We start from the raw sequence: 22,195 nt of genomic DNA on the forward strand, positions 1-22,195 counted from the left end.
CATTGTCCATATTTTTGTTATGAAAATTAGCTATAAAAAAACCCCGGAAGTTGCCTTCCGGGGTTTTAGTTGTTATCTGCATTCAGACCACCGGAAGCGTTTCTTAAACGTCTTCCAGCACTCATCGCCTGAAAGACTAGTCAGGGTGATGGTGATGATGGTGGTTTAGTTGAATGCTATACATAATTATTTTCCTAGCTAATAACACTATTTGTTATTTAATAATGCCCGTTACTGTTAATCAATATTTAGTAACCAATATTGAGTAACCTGCATTTAGAATTTGTCTGCCTTTCAACCTACATGATTTACAAAGCAGAAAGCAACCTATTTTTTAATAATAATTTAATTATTTTGTAACCTTTTGTTTTTAATGTAATTTTAATATTTCTCTTATTTACTTAATGGAACAAGTAGGCGAGTATATAGGGAGATGCTAAACGTTCACGAAATATAAGTAGTATTTATAAGTAATGGCGAAACTAAAATTTTATAGCATACTTTGACTAAGCCATTTAAGTAGGGGAGCAAAATGAAACGAATAACCATCGTAGGATTAGGTTGGTTAGGTTTACCACTTGCCGTTGCGTTGCGTGATGCAGGCTATCAAGTTAAAGGGACTAAAACCACTGAAGATGGTGTAGAAGCAGCAAGAATGAGTGGCATTGACTGCTGTTTAGTGAATTTAACACCCGCAATTGAATGTGATAGAGATGATTTTGATTACTTAATGGAAACTGACGTTCTCATTATCACGTTACCACCCAGTGCTGCTGGTGGAGGTTATGATTATGTTGAAGCCATTCAGACGCTGGTGGATAGCGCAATGTCTCGCCATGTTACGAGAGTCATTTACATTAGCTCTACTTCTGTATATGGCAATCAAACAGGTAATATCACGGAAGAAATGGATATTCGACCAGAAACACAATCAGCAAAAATGTTAGCAGAAGTTGAGAACTGGCTACACCGTTTACCGTTGACTACAGTTGATATTCTTCGATTAGCAGGATTAGTCGGGCCGGGTCGTCATGCAGGACGTTTTTTATCAGGTAAAAAACAGGTAAAAGGCGCTCATCAATGCGTTAACTTAGTCCACTTAGACGATGTGATTTTTGCAGTCGAACAACTTCTTGCGCAGAATGAAGGTGGTCATTTATATAATTTATGTGCTCCAATTCACCCTAAAAAGAAAGAATTTTACTCAAGAGTGTCGAATCAACTCGATCTTATTCCGCCAGAATTTGTTGAAGAAGAGAAGCCTTTAATACGAGAAATTGATGGTCAGGAGATCTGTCGAGATCTTGGATTTCATTACCATTATCCAGATCCCGACAAAATGCCAATGAATTAACTTAATTTACAGGCAATAACACGATATCACGGAAAATAGGTCTTTCACTTAATTGTGCAAACCAGCGCTCAATGTGAGGGAAGTTAGGTCTATCTTTGCAAACTTCAAGCCACGGGTAGACCAATGGTGCGATCGCCATATCGGCAAGAGAGAATGCATCTCCTGCGAAATAAGTTGTTTTTGCAAGTTGGTCGTCAGCTATTTTGATTAATTTATTCAGCTTCTCTTTCAACGCGTTAACAATCTCAGGATTTTGCTGCTCTTTAGGCGTGCGAACAATCATGATCATCATTTGTTGAATGGGAGAAAATAGGCTGCCATTTGACCAATCCATCCATTTTTCTACATTTGCTCGTTGTTTCGGATCAATGGGATAGAGGGTATTATTTTCATATTTTGTACATAAATAACGAATAATGGTATTAGACTCCCATAAAGCAAAGTCATCATCTTGTAAGGTTGGAATAGAAGCGTTGGGATTCATCGCTAAATAATTTGCTTCATTGAGTCCACCAAAAGGGCCACCAACGTCGATTTGTTCATAAGGAACATTTAATTCTTTTAAGCACCAAAGAACTTTTTTAACGTTAGATGAGTTTTTTCTACCCCAGACTTTTAACATAAAGGTCTCCTAAACCACGATAAGTAATAAAATTTCCCTCTATAGGGCGCTAAATATGAATATAAGATAAATCTCTATATATCAATGTTGGCGTCTTATTCCAGAAAGCCATATAGTAGGAAAGCTTTAACAAATTGATATAAAAGGGTGATCGGTAATGAAAAAAAATATTCCATCTGTTCTGGGTAAGGTTACCGCGGGAATGGGTTTACTGCTAATTATTTCTAGTCCTTCATTTGCAGTAAATAATCCGGTACCTCCTCAAATAGAGGCAAAATCTTATGTATTAATGGATTACAACAGCGGAAAAATTCTGGCATCAGAGAAACCTGATGAGCGTTTAGATCCTGCTAGCCTGACAAAAATTATGAGTAGCTACGTTGTTGGGCAAGCTATCAAAGAAGGTCGTATGTCTCCTGACGATATGGTTATTGTTGGGCGTAATGCGTGGGCAACGGGAAATCCGGTATTGAAGGGATCATCATTGATGTTCTTGAAACCGGGTGATCAGGTCAAAGTGATTGATTTAAACCGCGGTATGGTTATTCAATCTGGTAATGATGCCAGTATTGCATTAGCAGAACATGTTGCGGGTAGCCAGGAAACCTTTGTTGATTTAATGAATTCTTATGCTAAGAATCTCGGTTTAAAAAATACACACTTTAAAACCGTTCATGGGTTAGATTCTGATGGACAATATACAACCGCACAAGATATGGCATTACTGACAGCAGCCATGATCCGCGATGTTCCTTCTGAGTATGAAATTCATAAAGAAAAAGAATTTACATTCAACAATATTCGTCAGCCAAACCGTAACCGTTTATTGTGGAATAAAAATATGAATGTCGATGGTGTGAAAACGGGTCACACTAATGGAGCAGGGTACAATCTTGTTTCTTCGGCAACTGAAGGTGATATGCGCTTAATTGCTGTTGTTTTAGGAACACCATCAGATAAAGTGCGTTTTGCTGAAAGTGAAAAATTATTAGGCTGGGGTTTCCGCTTTTTTGAAACGGTAACACCTGTAAAAGCAGATACACCACTGACAACTCAAAAAGTGTGGTATGGCGATAAAGGTGAAGTAGCATTAGGGGTTGCTAACGATGCTTCAATTACCATTCCTAAAGGTGAATTGAAAAATCTGAAAGCCTCTTTTACTTTAACTAATCCTGTATTAGAAGCGCCGTTAACGCAAAATCAGGTTGTAGGTACAGTTAACTTTTTATTAAATGATGAAGTGATTGAACAACGCCCATTAGTTGTAAAAGAAGCGGTTGAGGAAGGCGGTTTCTTTAGTCGTATTTGGGATTTTGTTGTTAAAACAGTATCTGGTTGGTTTAATGCTATTTTTGGTTAATTCACCAATAATGGATCTATCAAAGCGTTACTGAGTTTTTCACCCAAAAAGAAAGACTAGCTGTTATTATTATATAAATAATCCGTAATTTTTTAACGATTACGGATTTTTTTATACTCAATAAAATAGAGAGATATCCTATTTTAGAACTTAAATAAGCCCATCTATTTTGCCTTGATTATCAACATTAACAGCGATAGCAGCAGGTGTTTTCGGTAATCCGGGCATCGTTGTGATAGAGCCTGTTAAGGCGACAACAAAGCCTGCGCCAGCAGAAACATACACTTCACGAACGTTTATTGTAAAGTCAGTCGGTCGGCCTAATAACGAGGGATCATCTGAGAGTGAATATTGAGTTTTTGCCATGCAAACAGGGAAATGAGCAAACCCCATACTTTCTATCTTTTCTAACATCTTACGAGCATGTTGGCTATAAGTCACACCACCTGCACCATAAACTTCTTTGGCAACAATCTCGATTTTTTGACTAAGTGAAGCATCATCAGGATAAATTAATTGAAATTGGCTCTGTTCATTTTCAAGCGTATCAATCACTTGCTTAGCCAATTCAATACCACCTTCGCCGCCTTTTTCCCACACTTTGGTAATTGCGAAGCGACAATCTCTATCTTGGCAAAATTGTTCGATAAACTGGTGCTCTGCAATACTATCAGTGACATACGCATTAAGAGAGACAATCACGGGTAAGCCATATTTTTTAAGGTTTTCAATGTGTTTTTCAAGATTTACAATGCCTTTTTCAAGGGCAGCTAAATCTTCATTATTCCACTCGCCTTTACCTAAGCCACCGTTATATTTTAGCGCTTTGGTGGTTACAACAATAACGGCACAATCAGGGCGTAATCCACTGACCCGACATTTTATATCAAAGAATTTTTCAGCACCTAAGTCAGCACCAAAACCAGCTTCTGTCACAGTAATATCAGCAAGTTGAAGAGCAAGTTTTGTCGCTCTTACGCTATTACATCCATGAGCAATATTAGCAAAAGGACCTCCATGAATAATGGCAGGAGTATTTTCGAGTGTTTGTACTAAATTAGGATTAATAGCATCTTTTAATAAACTCGCCATTGCTCCGACGGCTTGTAGATCGTTTGCTGTAACAGGATCACCATTATAAGAATAAGCAACAATGATGCGAGAAAGTCGCTGTTTTAAATCATCAATATCCAAAGCTAAACATAGGATAGACATAATTTCAGAAGCAACAGTAATAACAAAGTTCTCTTCTCTTGTGATACCGTCTTTTTCGCCACCTAATCCCACAACAATATTACGTAAAGCACGATCGTTCATATCCATACAACGTTTAAACACGATTTTTTTAGGATCGATATTTAAAGGATTACCTTGATAAATCGAATTATCAAGCATGGCTGCAAGTAAGTTATTGGCAGAGGTAATAGCATGAAAATCGCCAGTAAAATGAAGGTTGAGATCTTCCATCGGAACGACTTGTGAATAACCACCACCAGTTGCTCCACCTTTAATGCCAAAACAAGGGCCTAAAGAGGGTTCACGCAATGCAATAATGGCATTTTTCCCAATATGATTAAGTGCTTGCCCTAATCCAACAGTCACCGTTGTTTTACCTTCACCAGCCGGTGTTGGGTTTATTGCTGTCACTAAAACTAACTTTCCGGGCTTTTTTGTCGCAATTTTTGACCAAATGTTGTGGCTAAATTTGGCTTTGTACTTGCCATAAAACTCGATATCGTCTTGATCAATATTTAAATTTTTAGCAATGTCCTGAATAGGTAAGAGGTGTGCTTCTTGGGAGATTTGAATATCTGATTTCATTTTAATTCTCTTTTTATCCCGTTAATGATGTCTCTAGTGATCTTTATTTATCAACTCTAGACAATAATCTAAATATGGCCAATAGATTGATTAATTTGTAGTTATTTACTTTAGATAACGCGTTCATCGTCACGTCATTTAAATAATTTTTGAGGTTAGCGCCTATTTTTTTCAAAAAAACTATTTTAACTAAGGATGACAATTTAATCTCATACAAAAAAGAGGATATTAAAAAAAGAAGAGTCTCAAGATTGAGGTTAATAAACAAAAAAGGCGCTGATATCAGCGCCTTATCTATCATAAATATCTGTATTTCAGACTTTCAGATTTAGTCACAAGAAATTTTAATGGCTAATCCACCTTGAGAGGTTTCACGATATTTAGCATTAATGTCTTTCCCTGTTTCGTACATTGTCTCAATGACTTTATCTAAACAAATACGAGGATCGCTAACACGACGTAAAGCCATACGAGATGAGTTTACAGCTTGTACGGCTGCGATAGCATTACGTTCAATACAAGGAACTTGTACTTGTCCTGCCACTGGGTCGCAAGTAAGCCCTAAGTTATGCTCCATCGCAATTTCTGCTGCGATACAAACTTGTTCTGGGCTACCGCCTAAGAGTTCAGTCAATGCACCTGCTGCCATTGAACAAGCAACACCGACTTCACCTTGGCAACCGACTTCAGCACCCGAGATAGATGCATTCATTTTGTAAAGTGAACCAATAACACCAGCAACTAAGAAAAAGCGAGTGTAAGAGTTTTCATTTACAGGGCGAATAAATTTATCATAGTAAGATAATACTGCTGGGATAATGCCGCAGGCACCGTTTGTTGGTGCTGTGACAACACGTCCACCAGCCGCATTTTCTTCATTCACGGCAAGGGCAAACATATTAATCCAGTCAACAACAGTCATTGGATCTGTTGTCGTTTTATCTTCTGTGACTAACATACGGCGTAATGCAGAAGCACGGCGAGGTACACGTAATGGCCCTGGTAATAAGCCTTCGGTATTTACACCGCGCTCAATACCTGACTTCATTACTTCCCAAACAGCCGCAAAATGAGCCGAAATTTCTTCTTTGCTACGTAATGCTAATTCGTTTTGCATCACTAATGCTGATAAAGAAAGGCCTGTTTCTTTGCAATGGCGACGTAAATCAGCCGCATATTGATAAGGATAAGGAACTTGAACTGCATTTTCTTCAGGTTGGCCAAAATGTTCTTCATCAACAATAAAACCGCCACCAGTAGAATAATAGGTTTTTTTCAATAAAACCTGCTCACCGTTATAAGCGGTAATGGTCATGCCATTTTCATGAAGGGGTAGATTGTTTTTATGAAAATTCATACCGCCTTCAACAGGAAAATCGACTTCTTTTATGCCATTTGCCAGCATTAAGCGACCAGTTGTTTCTACTTGTTTAATAAACGGGGCGATAGAATCAATATCGACAGTATCAGGTAAATTTCCTGCGAGTCCCATAATAATAGCAATATCCGTTGCGTGACCTTTACCTGTTAAAGATAAAGAGCCATAAACATCAACGATAACGCGGGAAACAGAAGAGAGGAGATTTTTTTCAGCAAGTAAATCAACGAATTCTTTACCTGCTTTCATTGGACCTACAGTGTGTGAGCTTGAAGGGCCGATACCGATTTTAAAAATATCAAAGACGCTAACCATAATATTCGCCTCCCTAATTAATTTAAAGGCGCAACTGTGTGATTATTAGAGTGATAAGTGTCAGTTTTGAAGTCTAAAGCTGTAATGGCTACTTTCTTTTATGAAAGTAGCCATCAGGTGCTTTATTAGCCCATGAATGAACTAATTAAGCTATAGAAAACTGCTGAGATTGCGATAAGACCCATAATTACAACGAATGCGTTGCTGATATGGCCTTGGTATTTCTTCATCGCTGGTACTTTACGGATTGCATACATAGGCATCAGGAACAGTAACATTGCGATAATTGGGCCACCTAATGTTTCAATCATACCTAAGATGCTTGGGTTTAATGTTGCAACAATCCAAGTTGTAACCAGCATAAACAGTGCAGTGATTTTGTTTAAACGATCTTTTTCGATTGTTTTACCTTTTTCACGCAGTGATTTGATGATTAAACCGTTGAAACCTTCACGAGCACCTAAGTAGTGACCTAAGAAAGATTTAGTGATCGCAACGAAAGCAATAAATGGAGCAATATAAGCGATAACAGGTGCTTCAAAATGGTTAGCAAGGTAAGACAGAATACTGATGTTCTGTGCTTTTGCTTCTGCTAAGTTTTCTGGTGTTAAGCTAAATACACAGCTAAACACGAAGAACATTACAGTGATAACCATCATGATGTGCGCATAAGCTAAAATGCGTGAACATTTTTTCTCAGCGTTTTCGCCGTATTCTTCACGTTTTGCAACAGCAAACGCAGAGATGATTGGAGAGTGGTTAAAAGAGAACACCATTACAGGGATAGCTAACCATAGGGTTACTAATAGGCCTTGACCCATACCTGATGTTGTTGCGTGATCAAAAGAGAGAGTATCAAGGATCGCACCATTCCACTCTGGGATCAGATACAGTGCTAAGACCATCAGGACAGCAACAAATGGGAACACTAAAACGCTCATTGCTTTAACGATAGCTTGTTCACCAAAGCGAATAATCGACATGATACCGACAATCAGTACCAACGATAAAATTGCGCGAGGTGGTGCAGACATGTGCATTTGGTTCACAATAAAGCTTTCTACTGTATTGGTGATAGCAACACTATAAACCAATAGAATAGGATAAATTGCGAAGAAATAGAGCAGGGTGATTAATTTACCTGCTGTTTTACCAAAGTGTTCTTCAACAACTTCAGTGATATCTTCACCTGGATTTTTACCTGATAACACAAAGCGGCACATACCACGGTGTGCAAAGAAGGTCATTGGGAATGCAAGTACTAACATGATCAACAGAGGAATTAAACCACCAATCCCTGCGTTGATAGGTAAAAATAGAACGCCAGCACCGATAGCCGTACCGTATAAACCTAACATCCATACTGTATCTGACTTACGCCATGTTTTGTAATCACCTTGGGTGTTACCCGACGCGATAGAACCAACTTTGGTTGTATCCATAATACTCTCCGAAATAACGCGGTAAAAAAAATAATGAATAAAAATAAGAGCGCGATTGTATTTCTTTTTAGAAATAATCACGGCATAAATTTAATTATGAATAAATGAGTGCATTGAGTACCTGGTGTTATCTCAATATCTTCAATTACCACATACAAAATCTTTAAATTTCAAAAGAATTAGACTCTTCCAAAATTTGAAAAAATATTCAATAAGTTTATATCCAGACTTAAGAGGTGCAGAATATAGTGTTTTTCAGGATAAACTACCGTGATCACCATCTCAAATGCTAAATATAACTGAAAAACCTGAAAATGTAACATTTTTTATATTTTGTGTTTTTCGAGGCGGTTTTTAAAACATTTTGAAATAACTTTCCAATTTTAAAGGAAATACAAAATAAAGCTAAATACTTAAATATTCATATGTTAATGATTATTTTTAGGTATTTTTATTAACTAGAAAATAAATGATTAAAATCAACTAAGTTATTTTTGTTTACAATTAAAACATTACATTAACCACATATCCAATTGAAATATAATGATAAATTATTTTCTCTAATTAATGTTTAAAACTAGACAAAAGAATATAGAAACAATGCAATATGATTATTTATTAATGAATTTCTTTTATTTTATGAAATGTATATAGCTATATTTCATTTATAAGTAGAATATTGTTTATAAATACGACAATGAATTTGTTAATAAATGAGTTTGGTAGGTTGTTATATAACGAATATAAAAGTTTCATTTTGATTAAAATAACAACATATTTATTTTTTTGGACAAATACTATAATAGTAGAGAATATTTTTATTTATATATTAATATATTGAAGGGCGGTGTCACTTAAGTTAAATATAAAAAAGACCACAATAAATGTGGTCTTTTTCGGTATAAGAAAGGTTATGCCTTTGTCCAACCTTTGCGAATAGGATAAGCAAAACAGAGCTGATAGAGCTGTTGTACCCATTTTTGGAGTATATTTCCACCTTTAGACCAGAAGATCTGGCAAAGGCCACAAGAAAGTAGAGCAACGATAAAAGCTCCAATCATATCGATTGGCCAATGTACGCCAAGATAGATACGCGCCCAAGCAATCGCAAGTCCTAAACCGAGCATAATATAGCCAATACGTTTGCTGTTATGCCAAAAGAGATAAGCTAAAGCAATGGTGAAAACAAACGTACCATGGTTACTTGGGAATGATGGTGTTGCATCGTGATCAAGAAAGTTGTAGCCAATGTTAGCTGCAAAAGGGCGTTCATGAGGAGCAATAGCACCAATCACCCAAGAGATAGAAAGTGCGATACCTAAAGAGATAGCCGCTTTACATACCAATGTTCTTTGCTGGCTAAGATATTTTTCATTACCCCATAACCAATAGAACACTAAAGATAACGGAAAAAGATAGACAAGGTACTTAGCAATAATTATCGCCGTACCGATTTCTAAAGGAGATGCCGCAGGTGTTGCATTCATCATTGAAAATACGGCTAAATTGAATTGTTCCAGCAAAGTAGGCTCCATACATGTCGTACTGATAAGCGATGTTTATGATGCATAATACGCAAGTTTTTAAGGGTAAATGAGGGAGTAATAGGGGTAAAGTGTTTTTTTCTTATTTAATTGTGCTTTTTTAAAAGATTTGCCAGTTTTATACAAAACTGAGCTAAAGCACTCTTAAAAAGAGTATTGCGCTTATGTTATTGCTCCTACATCGTTCTTTTTCTTATCTTCAACGAGGTATAACTTTATGTGGTTCCAGAAAAATATAGTCCTTAGTGCAAGGTCTAGAGGATTTCACTTAATTACACAAGCATTGATTCAAGAATTACCAGAACTAAGACAATATAAAATCGGAATTGCTCATTTTTTTATTCAACATACATCGGCCTCATTAACGATTAATGAAAATGCGGATCCAACAGTACGAAGTGACTTTGAAAACTTCTTTAATCAAAACGTAAAAGAGAACGAAGATTACTATCTTCACACTTATGAAGGCAGTGATGATATGCCCGCGCATATTAAAAGTAGCTTACTTGGACAAAGTGTCATGGTTCCTATTAGTCAAGGTGAGCTGAATTTAGGGACTTGGCAGGGGATTTATCTCGGTGAACATCGTAATCACGGTGGTAATCGTCGTATTATTGTGACATTGCAAGGTGAGTGTTACTAAATTTCAAGCAATAAAAAACCCGACAGCTATTTCACCAAAAGGGTTGAAACTATCGGGCTCCTCAATATTTGGGGACATCAAAGAAAAGCAGTGGCACTAATTCAGACTACGGGTTAGAAAGAAAGTTCGCTGACTAATGAAAAAAAATAGAATTTTTTTTTGGAAAGAGTGAGATGATAGAGAAAAGATGGATGATACAAAAAGAGAAAGCGCTAAAACATATTGATAAATAAACTGTTTTAGCGCTTTTAAATTAGTTGTAGATGCCTAAATTTTCTTTAGCATAAGCTTCAAAATCTGTGCAACCACCAATGTGTTTCTCATCAATAAAAATTTGTGGCACAGTTTCAACAGGTTTACCGACAGTTTTAGATAAATCAGCTTTTGTAATTCCTTCAGCTTGAATATCTACATAGCGGAAATCAAAATCGTCACGTTTTTCAGACAAAGTTTCAGCCAGTTGTTTCGCACGAACACAATATGGGCAACCTGGGCGACCAAAAATGACAACAAACATACGACACTCCTTATTGAGGAAATAAAATTCAGGCATAATAGTTTCTATTGGTTGTTACTATGCCCTTTTATTAGGCTAAACAAAAACAGTTATTGCCTTTTAGTGTGATAAATTATACCAATTTGCCGAATAATGAGATAGGACTGCAACACAGCATTTAGTGGAGAAATGATGGAAAAGCCTTCAAATCGAGATATGAAATCACTGTCAGATATGCCAAAACCCATTATCATCATTGAAATAATTGGGATTATTCTATTGGTGGTTGCTTATCTTTATATCAACCAATATATGACCTCTCCGCAGTGGCTAGGAACATATACAGGACAGTTAACGTTGGTTGTTTTAGGGGTTATCTGCATGATCCCGCCAGCTATCCATATTGTATGGCGTGCTATTTATCGATTAACTTTTTTAGGGATTGACCATAAATCCCTAAATAATAAAAAGAAAAAAGAGAATAACGAAGAATAGCTATCTGTTTTTCCTCAAAATATATTAGAAACTAAGAAAATCCAATGTGTAAATTGGCTTAATTTTCTTAGTTTTTCTATTTATTAGTGCCTTCAAGATAGAAAAAGTGGCAAAATAGCGCCAATGCCAAAAGGCACTCTTTTTTTTGCGCGTAAAGGTTATTTGAATGAACGCTGTTGTGACTACCGATCTGGATCAGCTAAAGTCTTGGCTTGATGAACTACAGATTGCTTATTATGAATGTGACTCTTGTCAGGCGTTACATTTACCGCATCTTCAATATATCAGTGGCATTTTTGATGCTAAAATTGATATTCTTGAGGATGTACTTGTATTTACCGCTATCGCTGAGCTAAAACCGTCAGCAATAGTGCCTTTAATGGCAAATCTAAGCCAAATTAATGCAAGCTCTTTATTTATTAAAACATTTCTAGAAATTAGTGATGAGAACTTACCAAAATTAGTTTTCTGCCAATCATTCCCGGTTGCTGCGGGTATCTCACTTAATCAATTTGACCTATTCTTACAAAAAGCAGAAGAGCAATCTGCTGAAGTCGTCAGCGAAATTTTTAATAACGGTTTCTTGTATGGCGAAAAGCAAGAAAGTGAAAACGAAGAAGATGAGGAAGAAGATGTTGAGATAAACAGCGCATCAACTGACTCCTCCTATACTGTACATTAATATTAATCTCCATAACGGTTACAAAATCTTATGCAATGCGCACGATTTAGTGCGGGTGAATGTCATTCTTGTGAGTGGCTTTCTCTTGCTTATCCTGAACAAATCAAGAAAAAACAGCACAGCCTATTAGCATTACTTCCAGAAGATTATGCTTTTGATAAATTAGCGCCAGTTGAAAGCCAACAGGCGCAATTTCGTAATAAAGCAAAAATGGTCGTCAGCGGGAGTGTCGAAAGACCCGTCTTAGGTTTAAAAACTAAAGACGGTGTTGCTGTCGATTTATGCGAATGTCCACTGTACCCAGTTTCTTTTACCTCCGTGTTTCCTGTTCTAAAAACATTTATTGCAAAAGCAGGGTTAGTTCCTTACGACATCGAACGTCGCCGCGGTGAACTCAAGTTTATTTTATTAACTGAGAGTCGAAGTAATAGCACCATGATGTTGCGCTTTGTTTTGCGCTCAGAAAAAAAACTAGAACAACTTCGCAAAGCACTTCCTTGGTTACAAGCGCAATTGCCTCAATTAGCCGTTATCTCCGTGAATATTCAACCTATCCATATGGCTATTTTGGAAGGCGAGCAAGAAATTATTCTGACTGAAAAAACGTTCTTGGATGAATCATTTAACCAAATTCCATTGCATATTCGTCCAAGAGGCTTTTTTCAAACTAATCCAGAAGTTGCCTCATCACTTTATGCTACTGCTGGGCGTTGGGTAAGAGAATTAAATATCATGCATCTGTGGGATATGTTTTGTGGATCTGGGGGGTTTGGGTTGCATTGTGCGGATAAATCAACCCAATTAACAGGTATTGAAATTAGTCCAGAAGCTATTGAATGTGCGCGTTTATCAGCTCAGGAATTAGGGCTAGAACATGTTGAATTCCAAGCATTAGATTCAACGGGCTATGCATTAGCAAAAGAGTCTGTTCCTGAATTAGTGCTTGTGAATCCACCAAGGAGAGGTATTGGTGAGGCATTATGCGGTTATCTAAATAAAATGAAACCTCGCTTTATTCTTTACTCAAGTTGTAATGCTCAAACCATGGCAAAAGATATTCAGCAACTTTCTCACTATCAGATAGATAGAGTGCAATTATTTGATATGTTTCCTCATACTTCTCACTATGAAGTGCTTACGTTATTGGTATTACAAGACAACTAAGATATTTATTACAAAATAGTGATTGAGTGTTAGTATAAATAAGTATTTAACGCTCGATGGATAACATCGGGCGTTTTCTTTTTTATTAGATAGGCATTCTATTTTATGCAGAACTTAAAAGCGTTGTTATTAGTGATGGTGTTATTGGGGCCTTTGGGGATCGATCTCTATTTACCGACGATACCTGCGATTGCTCAAGATCTAGGAAGTAGTGTCTCTCTTATTCAATCAACTATCGCTTTATTTATTTTTGTCCTAGGTGTAGGGCAACTTATATCAGGGCCTTTAGTGGATAAGTTTGGCCGTAAACCAATCGCTATCGCGGGGATACTTATCTATATTGTGGGTTCTGTTATTGCAACGATTTCGACAGACTCAACGCTTTTTATTATCTCACGATTATTACAAGCTTCAGCTGTGTGCTGTACTTCTGTTGTCGCTTTTACCTGTGTTCGTGACTGTTTTAATGGTAATGAAGCTGCCCGCGTTTTTGGTTTTTTAAATGGTACGTTAAATATTATCCCTGCATTGGCACCATTATTAGGTGGATTATTGGCAGAATATTGGGGATGGCGTGCTCCTTTCGGATTTTTAATTTTCTACTCCATACTTGTTTTAATTCTAATTGCGCGTTTTTTACCAGAAACAAAGCCTGAAAATACTGCTCAATCAAAACAAAAATTAGGTAAAACATACCTTGAGATTTTATGCAGTAAACGCTTTTTGACTTTTGCTTTAGTGAATGCGGGCACAATGGGGATGGCATTAACCTATGTGTCATTTGCCCCAATTGTATTGATGAAAGATGCAAAATTATCAGCACTGATTTTTTCTATTGTTTTTGGTGTAAATGGTTTTTGGATTATGTTTGTCAGTTTTTATGCGAACCGCGTTATTCACCGTGTCGGCAGACCTATTTGTTTGATCTTAGGGAGCGGATTAATGGGATTAGGCTGTGTGAGCTTATTAGGTGGCTTGTTGTTTATTCCTGCCGAAATGCAAAATCATTGGTTGATCTATATGCTTCCTGTAGCAAGTGCATGTGCTGGTCTTGCTTTTATTATGGGACCCGCGACAAGTTATGCGCTTGAGCCTTATTCAAAAACGGCAGGCATTGCCTCTGCATTAGTGGGTTTTATTCAAATGGCAGGTGGTGCCGTCTTTGGTTTAACGGCATTGGCTTCATCAGTACAACCTAAATTAGCGTTAGCTATTGTGATGTTACTCGGTAGTTTATTAGCGTTGAATGCTTATCGAGTAAGCCACAAAGAAGCGTTAATGGAAAAACAGGCTACACAAGAATAGAACAAGTATTTGTTGTTTATTCTGACATAAAAAACACCCCAAAGTTGGTGTCCAACTTTTGGGGTGCAGTTCATAACCTGCTGGGGTGTTTTTATATCGACAGTTCGGCTTACGCGTTTTTAATTACGATGTTCAAACTCTAAGGCTTTTTTCTCAATTAATCTCATTAAAAGTGTCAGTATTCCGTTGATACACAGATAAATAATACCTGCGGCAACAAAAACCATCACATCATAACTTTGACCAAAGACTTGTCGGCTATAACCTGTTAACTCAAGTAAGGTGATAGTACTGGCAAGTGAGGTACTTTTGAATATTAAGACTACTTCGTTTGAATACGATGAAAGCGCACGCTTAAATGCGTAAGGTAATATCACTCTTGCTGTTTGTACTGGTGACATTCCTAGCGCTTGGCAAGATTGCCATTGTCCTGACGGAATAGCTCTTACAGCACCATAGAAAAGTAAGGTTGAATAAGCCGCACTATTTAATGCTAATGTGACCATTGCACAAAACCATGGTGTTGATAATAACTCCCAAATCAACGGGAAGTTTTTCAACGCAGGAAATTGCCCAGGACCATAATAGATTAAGAAGAACTGCACCAATAATGGCGTACCAGTAAATAAGGTAATATAAGCTTTTACAATCGGGGTAATGATGGGAGTTTTTAATGCCAAGATAAAGGTCATTAATACCGATAAAGTAAATGCTACCAATAAAGCCACAAAAGTTAATGAAAGGCTTGTTGGTAATCCCGGTAAAATATCAACAATATAATCCCACATTATGAGGCACTCCGTTCAAATCGAGTCGTTCTCATTTCTAGCCATTTCAGGATATATTGACTGATTAATGTAATTGCTAAATAAATCAGAGCAACAATGCTATACCAAGTAAAAGGCTCTTGAGTTCTATTGGCGATACTTTGTGTTTGTAGCATTAAATCATTGACGCTGATTAATGAGACTAACGCGGTGTCTTTTAATAGAACTAACCACTGATTACCTAAACCTGGTAAAGCATGACGCCACATTTGAGGCATAATAAAACGTAAGAAAATAGTAATACGCCCCATGCCTAATGCTTGACCCGCTTCCCATTGTCCTGTTGGTACAGCTTTTAATGCGCCACGTAAAGTTTGTGAAGCATAAGAAGCATAAAGAAGTGAAAGGGCGATAACACCGCAATAGAAAGGTAAAGATTCAGTATCACCAAAATCAATTTGCAAGGTGAATGAACCTAATTCAATACCATCCATTAGCATCATGACACCTTGCAAGGTGCCATAATAGACAAAAAGAACCACCAGCATTTCTGGTAGTCCTCTAATTAGTGTTACCCAGCATGTTCCTAAGAAAGCAAAGGCTTTCCATCTCGCGGATTCCCAAGCTGTAAACAGCATGGCAAGAACTAATCCGATAATAAGAGCAGAAATAGCAAGTGAGACCGTTGTGACGGCCGCACCTGCTAGAGTTGTTATTTCATTCATCTATTAAGCTATTGTTGTTATTGAAATATCGTTATTCAAACCATTTTTTATAAATGACATCATAGGTGCCATCAGCTTTTACTTCAGCTAATGCTTTATTTAATTTATCTTGTAAATCAGCATTGCCTTTTCTTACTGCGATTGCAAGACCAGTACCAAAATAGTTAGGATCTGCAACTTTGTCACCTACAATACCTAATTCAGGATTCTTTTTCAGCCATTCATTAACAACAGCTGTGTCACCAAAGATAGCTTCGATACGACCATTTTTCAGATCTAATACTGCATTTTGGTAACTGTCATAAGGAACCGTTTTCATCTCTTTGTGTTGTTCATTGATGAATTTCTGATGGGTTGTCCCATTCTGCACACCAATTTGCTTGCCTTTTAGGCTTGCAACATCAGAGATTTTACCTGTTACTGTGATAAATACTGCTGAGTTATCATAGTAAGAATCAGTGAAATCAACTTGTTTTTGACGCTCTGGCGTAATATCAATGCCTGCCATTAATGCTTCAAAACGACGGAATTTCAGACTAGGAATTAAACTATCAAATGACTGATTGGTAAAGGTACAATCAGCATTAATTTTTGCACACATTGCATTCGCTAAATCAACGTCAAATCCCACAATTTGATTATTCGCATCAATCATTTCAAATGGAGGATACGTTGCTTCCGTTGCAAAACGAATTGTCTCTTTCTCAGCCGCAGTTGCAGAAAGTGTAATACTGGTCAGAAGTGCTGCAAATAATATTTTTTTCATTGTCTGATCCTGATTTAGTGTGACAAGTAATTAGCAAAAGCTTCCGTTTGTGGAGCAGTGAAACGATAGTTATCACCTTGCTCTATAATACGGCCGTTTTCCATATATACAACTTTGCTCGCGGCTTTGCGTGCGATTTCAACTTCGTGGGTCACAATCACTTGTGTAATACCCGTTTCAGAAAGCTCTTTAATTATATCAACAACTTGAGCGGTAATTTCAGGATCTAATGCTGCCGTTGGCTCATCAAATAAGAGAACTTGAGGCTCCATCATTAATGCTCTAGCAATAGCAACACGCTGTTGCTGTCCCCCTGATAAATGCAGTGGGAAGCGTTCTGCGTATTCACTTAAACGTAAACGTTCAAGTAATTTCATTGCTTTTTCTTTGGCCTGTGGTTTTGATAAACCTAATACACGACAAGGTGCCTCAATTAAATTATCAAGAACCGTTAAATGTGGCCATAAATTGTATTGTTGAAATACCATGCCCACATTTTGGCGTAATGAACGAATTGCCTTTGCGTTGGGTTGTTGGCTAAAGTCAAAATGTAGACCCGCAATTTCTAATTCGCCTGAACGTGGCATTTCTAATAAATTAAGAACTCTCATTAGTGAGCTCTTACCTGCACCACTTGGTCCTAATAGAACCATTGTTTCACCAGCAGAGCATTCTAGATTAATATCATAGAGTGCTTGGTGCGAACCGTAGAAACAATTTATGTTTTTTAATTGAATACTCATGCGTTTTTTCTGAATAGTCATTAACTGGTTCAAATAATAAAACGGTAAGAATAATTATGCAACTAAAACTGCATAATAAAGTGGTTTTTTTACGTAAAAATGGGTAATTCGGCTATTTTTTTTCACTGTTAGGTGAATTTTTATCCAGTTTGTAAGCGTTAGTACTTATTGTTTTAGCCATACCTTTGAAAATAAATAAGTGTGCTGGCATCATGGCAAACCAATAAAGTAATCCACTAAATCCTGCGGGATGCCACCAAGCACGAACATCTATTGAACGAAGATTACCACTGTCGTGGATCGTGAAAGAGAGTCTGCCTAAACCGGGTGCTTTCATTCCAAATAACAGTGTGAGCTGTTTTTCAGGCTCAAGTTTGATCACTCGCCAGCCGTCAATCATATCGCCAAGCTCTAATGTTTCTCTTGATGGGCGCCCATAAGTGACTTTATTTCCAGCGATATCATCCATAATGGCGCGTGTTTTCCATAGCGCATTACCATAGAAATAGCCTTGTTCTCCGCCAATTTGTTGCACTGTATGCCAAAGGGATGCCGCGCTTGCAGGTGTGGATACTGTGCAGCCTGCATTTTTAGGGTAATAACCATAACCGGGTTTCCAGCGACTACGGACTGCCGAAGAGTAACCCCAATCTTGGTTATCTAAAGCTGCTTCTTCATCAGCGAGTGTTTCTTTTACCGCATCATCAAATTTAATTAGAGATTGAGGAATAAGTTTACGTAATGGCGCATCGTTGGCAGGGAGATCATATTTAAGCCCTTGGATCAGTTCTTTGGCAATAGAGGTGGGCACAGACGTTATCATACTGATAAATCCTGCCGAAATTAAACTAGCTGGCATCGGAATGGGGATTAGCATCCGCTTTTTACCTGAAATTTTAATGAAGCGCTCAAAAAGGGTTTGATAGCTGATGTATTCAGGGCCACCAGCATCAAAAATTCGGTGCTGATGTGTAGGGTGATGAATAATTTCCGTTAAATAGTGAATTAAGTTTTTTAAGGCAATAGGGGAGGATTTTGAACGAACCCAGCGAGGTGGCGTAAGAATAGGAAGGTTATAAACCATATCACGCATAATTTCAAAGGCAGCAGAACCCGGTCCTACAATCATTGAGGTACGGATTTCTGTTACAGGAATAGTGCTGGTTCTTAAAACTTCACCTGTAAGTTTTCGTGCAATAAGATGAGGTGAATATTGCTGATCTTCATGTTGTAAGGCACTTAGAAAGATAATTTGTTGAACGTTTGAGCCTTCAAGTGCTTCAACAACATTTATGGCAGCTTGACGCTCTAGTTCAACTAGATTATGCGCATCTCCCATACTATGAACAAGATAATAGACAATATCGGTATCTTGCATCACCTTTTTAAGTGTTTCAGGATTGTGGAGATCGACAAAAATACAGCGTGTATTTTCCCAACCTTGAGACATCATCCAGTCAATTCTACGGGCACCTGCCGTGACTTGATGACCTTGTTTTATCAGAGCTGGAATAAGATTTTGACCAATATGTCCACTGGCACCAAGTACTAATACACGTTGTTGATTCATTGTTAATCCATTGTAAAAAGAGAACGTTATCGTTCTATTGTTACTGATTTTTCTATGAAGTAAAGAACGCCATCAAGATTGGTGTGATTAAACTTAACACGAATCCATGCACAATAGCTGCGGGAACGATGGCAACACCACCACTGCGTTGTAAAACAGGTAAGGTGAAGTCCATTGATGTTGAACCACAAATCCCTAATGCTGTATTTCTATAACGATTAACAATAATAGGAATAAGCATGATTGCCGCTAATTCTCGCATTAAGTCATTAAAGAAAGCGGTACTCCCGATAACGGGACCAAATGCATCTGTTAAGACAATGCCTGATAAAGAATACCAGCCATAACCTGATGCTATTGCTAATCCCATTTTCAAAGGTAATCCCAGTAAATAAGCGGCTAAAGCTCCACCTGCAAGGGCGCTAACGCCCATTACTACCGCGACTGTTGTACCTCGACGGTTAATTAAAATTTGTTTTGGGCTCATTCCGCTATTACGCAATTGTAACCCTACTAACCAAAGTAAGAAGATAAGCGCGCCTTGGCTGGCATGAGAGGCGTAATGAAAAATTGACCAGCCAGTTAATCCCACAAAAAAACCCACAACGACAACACCGCATAGTTGCAGTGATTCGAGCACCATTTTGATGCGTGATGGAGGCTTGGATTGCTTATGAGCAGGCACATGCCAAGGATCTTTTTTATCGAGTAACCATAAGAACACTAAGTTTGCGCCAAAGGTACATAAAAAGAAAACACTGGCATAAGCAAGAATGGAGACTAAGTTTTCACCAATATTATCTAGCATGGCTAAACTAACGCCCATTAGAAATAGGATAACGTAAACCATCGCGCTAAGTAGGCGGTTTGCTAGATGAAGCAATGGGCGATTGTTTAACTTAATCAAATATCCTACAAAAAGTGGAAGTAGGATAATCAATAACCCTGACAGCATTTCTATTCCTTACTGAGTGTGCTCAAATTATAAAATAAACTAATAACGTGAATTGGATTATAACATTTACTTATGATGTTGTGGATACAGAAATTAAGATAAGTCTAAAATATTTATTAAGGGTAATGAGCCTACCACGTTTAGGTGTAAGAGGCTTTAATTGTTTGAAATGCGAACGATTTGGGTATATATCGAATAGTTGAGTAAATTTTATTACGGCGCGCTTTAACTGTGATATTAATGAAAACATCCATTAAGTGAAATTATTAGCTGATTAAGCATAAAATTAAGATAGAAAGCATAAAATAAAACCAGAGCTTAGTCATAACTTGCGAGGGAATTTATGTATTTAGAAAGAGTGGAAATAGTTGGATTCCGTGGACTTAATCGTCTCTCATTACCTCTTGATATGAATACAGTCTTAGTGGGTGAAAATGCGTGGGGTAAAAGCTCATTACTTGATGCATTAACACTCAGTTTAGGTATTGAAACCTATCAATATGCATTTACACCTGAAGATTTCCATCGTTTGCCGAATGAACCTGAAGAAAATGGCAAAAAAAGCCTACAAATTATTTTAACGTTTACCGAATCTCGCCCAGGACGTCATCGTTCTTATCGTTTCCATAAAATAGCGCCTGTATGGGTTGAAAATGGTGACGATCTTAAACATATCTATTACCGTATCAGCGCCGAACTGGATGAGCAGAAAAATGTAAAAACATTCCGCTATTTTCTTGATAAAGAAGGAAAGCAAATTCGCTTACCTAATGGACAAACTCAAGAAATCATTGCAGAGATTGTTAGGCTTTATCCTGTCCTCCGCTTACAAGATGCGCGTTTTGTACGTGATCTTGCCTCTGACGTTATCGATTCTCACAACAGCCCTCATCGAGAAGCGTTTAATAACAAAATGAGCGAGTTAACCAAAGCGTTAGTCAAAAATCCTGACGAGTTATCAGATGAGGATTTACGTGAAGGCCTTGATGCAATGCAACAACTGTTAGGGCACTATTTTGCAGATCACGGTTCGTTGCTGTTCAAATCTCACTCTCGCCATAGCAAAGTCAACGAGCCTCATATACGCGGCTGGCATGCGTTAGAAAATATCAATAAAGTGTTGGCAAAACCCAATCAGAGAAGTATTCGATTAATTATCTTGGGGATGTTTTCTTCTATTTTACAGTCTCGTGGTAGTGTTGCGCTGGATCCGTATGCAAGACCTATCGTGATTGTTGAAAACCCAGAAACGCGTTTACATCCTATTATGCTTTCGGTGGCTTGGGGATTACTCAATCTTTTCTCATTACAACGGATCACAACCACAAACTCAGGTGAACTGCTTTCACTAGCACCGTTGCAGAGTGTTTGCCGTTTAGTGCGTGATACCGATAAAGTTGCTGCTTACCGTGTTGGAGGTCAGCAACTACATTCTGATGAAGAGCGGCGTATCTCATTTCATATTCGTTATAACCGACCTTCTGCGTTATTTGCGCGTTGTTGGTTATTGGTAGAAGGTGAAACAGAGATTTGGTTAATGAACGAATTGGCAAGGCAATGTAATTATTTCTTTGAAGCGGAAGGAATAAAAGTCATTGAGTTTGCTCAATGTGGGCTTAAGCCATTATTAAAGTACGCAACTTATATGGGGATAGAATGGCATACCTTAGTGGATGGTGATGAAGCAGGTAAGAAATATGCCGCTACCGTTAAGGATTTTGCGTTAAAAAGCAATGATGCAGAGCGTGATAGATTAACGAAGCTTCCTGCGTTAGATATGGAACACTTTTTATACAAAGAAGGCTTTCGCAATGTATATCATGATGTCGCAGGTGTGCCAGATAATGAAAAATGGCCAACTCGACGCGTGATCATTAAAGCAATTCAACGTTCATCCAAGCCTGATCTCGCACTAATAGTGGCTAATAATGCGGCTCAACGTGGAGTAGACTCCATCCCTTCAATACTGAAAAGTATGTTTTCTCGTGTTGCATGGCTTGCCCGAGGCAAAGCGAATTAATTAAGTTCGCCAATAAGTGAATTATTGC

20 protein-coding genes and 1 other annotated feature are annotated in these 22,195 nt (G+C 37.7%); of the genes, 8 read left to right on the plus strand and 12 right to left on the minus strand.

Annotated features, from left to right (window positions below):
* Positions 1-31: 31 nt before the first annotated feature.
* Positions 32-161: a sequence feature (His leader region), on the minus strand.
* Between the two features lie 371 nt (positions 162-532).
* Positions 533-1,354, plus strand: coding sequence for an SDR family oxidoreductase (locus JEP71_RS09645; RefSeq protein ID WP_109373485.1), 822 nt, complete (start codon positions 533-535; stop codon positions 1,352-1,354).
* 1 nt (position 1,355) lies between these two features.
* Here JEP71_RS09645 and JEP71_RS09650 read toward each other — a convergent pair whose 3' ends face one another.
* Positions 1,356-1,976, minus strand: coding sequence for a glutathione S-transferase family protein (locus tag JEP71_RS09650; RefSeq protein WP_198620478.1), 621 nt, complete (start codon positions 1,974-1,976; stop codon positions 1,356-1,358).
* 157 nt (positions 1,977-2,133) lie between these two features.
* On the opposite strand from JEP71_RS09650, the gene JEP71_RS09655 reads away from it, so the two are divergent.
* Positions 2,134-3,336 carry a serine hydrolase gene (locus JEP71_RS09655; protein ID WP_109373487.1) on the plus strand — a complete coding sequence of 401 codons (1,203 nt, stop codon included), beginning with the start codon at positions 2,134-2,136 and terminating at the stop codon, positions 3,334-3,336.
* Between the two features lie 150 nt (positions 3,337-3,486).
* Here JEP71_RS09655 and JEP71_RS09660 read toward each other — a convergent pair whose 3' ends face one another.
* The 4 genes from JEP71_RS09660 to ybjG form a co-directional block, all read right to left on the minus strand.
* Positions 3,487-5,157, minus strand: coding sequence for a formate--tetrahydrofolate ligase (locus JEP71_RS09660; RefSeq protein ID WP_198626151.1), 1,671 nt, complete (start codon positions 5,155-5,157; stop codon positions 3,487-3,489).
* A 328-nt stretch (positions 5,158-5,485) separates the two neighbouring features.
* Positions 5,486-6,850 (minus strand): L-serine ammonia-lyase, encoded by a 1,365-nt coding sequence (locus tag JEP71_RS09665; RefSeq protein WP_198620481.1) that lies wholly within the window; start codon positions 6,848-6,850, stop codon positions 5,486-5,488.
* A 125-nt stretch (positions 6,851-6,975) separates the two neighbouring features.
* The gene (locus JEP71_RS09670) at positions 6,976-8,292 is read right to left on the minus strand and encodes an HAAAP family serine/threonine permease (protein ID WP_160230107.1); all 1,317 of its coding nucleotides are present in this window, start codon (positions 8,290-8,292) and stop codon (positions 6,976-6,978) included.
* Between the two features lie 911 nt (positions 8,293-9,203).
* On the minus strand, positions 9,204-9,815 hold the full coding sequence (ybjG, locus tag JEP71_RS09675; protein ID WP_198620482.1) for an undecaprenyl-diphosphate phosphatase: 612 nt from the start codon (positions 9,813-9,815) through the stop codon (positions 9,204-9,206).
* Between the two features lie 238 nt (positions 9,816-10,053).
* On the opposite strand from ybjG, the gene JEP71_RS09680 reads away from it, so the two are divergent.
* Positions 10,054-10,479: a secondary thiamine-phosphate synthase enzyme YjbQ gene (locus JEP71_RS09680; protein ID WP_198626152.1), complete on the plus strand. Its 426-nt coding sequence runs from the start codon at positions 10,054-10,056 to the stop codon at positions 10,477-10,479.
* Between the two features lie 253 nt (positions 10,480-10,732).
* Here JEP71_RS09680 and JEP71_RS09685 read toward each other — a convergent pair whose 3' ends face one another.
* Positions 10,733-10,996 (minus strand): GrxA family glutaredoxin, encoded by a 264-nt coding sequence (locus JEP71_RS09685; protein WP_036912158.1) that lies wholly within the window; start codon positions 10,994-10,996, stop codon positions 10,733-10,735.
* 171 nt (positions 10,997-11,167) lie between these two features.
* Between JEP71_RS09685 and JEP71_RS09690 the strand changes: the two genes are divergently transcribed.
* The 4 genes from JEP71_RS09690 (at position 11,168) to JEP71_RS09705 (ending at position 14,621) form a co-directional block, all read left to right on the plus strand.
* Positions 11,168-11,470 (plus strand): YbjC family protein, encoded by a 303-nt coding sequence (locus JEP71_RS09690; RefSeq protein ID WP_196533025.1) that lies wholly within the window; start codon positions 11,168-11,170, stop codon positions 11,468-11,470.
* A 166-nt stretch (positions 11,471-11,636) separates the two neighbouring features.
* Positions 11,637-12,152 (plus strand): YbjN domain-containing protein, encoded by a 516-nt coding sequence (locus JEP71_RS09695; RefSeq protein WP_109373494.1) that lies wholly within the window; start codon positions 11,637-11,639, stop codon positions 12,150-12,152.
* A gap of 30 nt (positions 12,153-12,182) precedes the next feature.
* Positions 12,183-13,316, plus strand: coding sequence for a 23S rRNA (uracil(747)-C(5))-methyltransferase RlmC (gene rlmC, locus JEP71_RS09700; RefSeq protein ID WP_198626153.1), 1,134 nt, complete (start codon positions 12,183-12,185; stop codon positions 13,314-13,316).
* 105 nt (positions 13,317-13,421) lie between these two features.
* A complete protein-coding gene (locus JEP71_RS09705) occupies positions 13,422-14,621 on the plus strand; it encodes a multidrug effflux MFS transporter (protein WP_198626154.1) in 1,200 nt (399 codons plus the stop codon).
* A gap of 119 nt (positions 14,622-14,740) precedes the next feature.
* Here JEP71_RS09705 and artM read toward each other — a convergent pair whose 3' ends face one another.
* The 6 genes from artM to JEP71_RS09735 all read right to left on the minus strand — a co-directional run bounded on the left by artM (position 14,741) and on the right by JEP71_RS09735 (position 20,147).
* The gene (artM, locus tag JEP71_RS09710) at positions 14,741-15,409 is read right to left on the minus strand and encodes an arginine ABC transporter permease ArtM (RefSeq protein ID WP_196533029.1); all 669 of its coding nucleotides are present in this window, start codon (positions 15,407-15,409) and stop codon (positions 14,741-14,743) included.
* Positions 15,409-16,113 carry an arginine ABC transporter permease ArtQ gene (gene artQ / locus JEP71_RS09715; RefSeq protein WP_198626155.1) on the minus strand — a complete coding sequence of 235 codons (705 nt, stop codon included), beginning with the start codon at positions 16,111-16,113 and terminating at the stop codon, positions 15,409-15,411. The genes artM and artQ overlap by 1 nt, the downstream gene beginning before the upstream one ends.
* A gap of 31 nt (positions 16,114-16,144) precedes the next feature.
* Positions 16,145-16,879, minus strand: a complete 735-nt coding sequence (artJ, locus tag JEP71_RS09720; protein ID WP_023581291.1) for an arginine ABC transporter substrate-binding protein — start codon at positions 16,877-16,879, stop codon at positions 16,145-16,147.
* A 14-nt stretch (positions 16,880-16,893) separates the two neighbouring features.
* On the minus strand, positions 16,894-17,622 hold the full coding sequence (gene artP, locus JEP71_RS09725; RefSeq protein ID WP_109373499.1) for an arginine ABC transporter ATP-binding protein ArtP: 729 nt from the start codon (positions 17,620-17,622) through the stop codon (positions 16,894-16,896).
* A 112-nt stretch (positions 17,623-17,734) separates the two neighbouring features.
* Positions 17,735-19,192, minus strand: coding sequence for a DUF2867 domain-containing protein (locus JEP71_RS09730; RefSeq protein ID WP_198620487.1), 1,458 nt, complete (start codon positions 19,190-19,192; stop codon positions 17,735-17,737).
* A 52-nt stretch (positions 19,193-19,244) separates the two neighbouring features.
* Positions 19,245-20,147 carry a lysine exporter LysO family protein gene (locus tag JEP71_RS09735; RefSeq protein WP_196533032.1) on the minus strand — a complete coding sequence of 301 codons (903 nt, stop codon included), beginning with the start codon at positions 20,145-20,147 and terminating at the stop codon, positions 19,245-19,247.
* 343 nt (positions 20,148-20,490) lie between these two features.
* Here JEP71_RS09735 and JEP71_RS09740 point away from each other — a divergent pair, with 343 nt between their 5' ends.
* The gene (locus JEP71_RS09740; protein WP_198620488.1) at positions 20,491-22,167 is read left to right on the plus strand and encodes a DUF2813 domain-containing protein; all 1,677 of its coding nucleotides are present in this window, start codon (positions 20,491-20,493) and stop codon (positions 22,165-22,167) included.
* Positions 22,168-22,195 lie beyond the last annotated feature (28 nt).

This window comes from Proteus sp. PR00224 (genome assembly GCF_016238105.1).
Lineage (GTDB): Bacteria > Pseudomonadota > Gammaproteobacteria > Enterobacterales > Enterobacteriaceae > Proteus.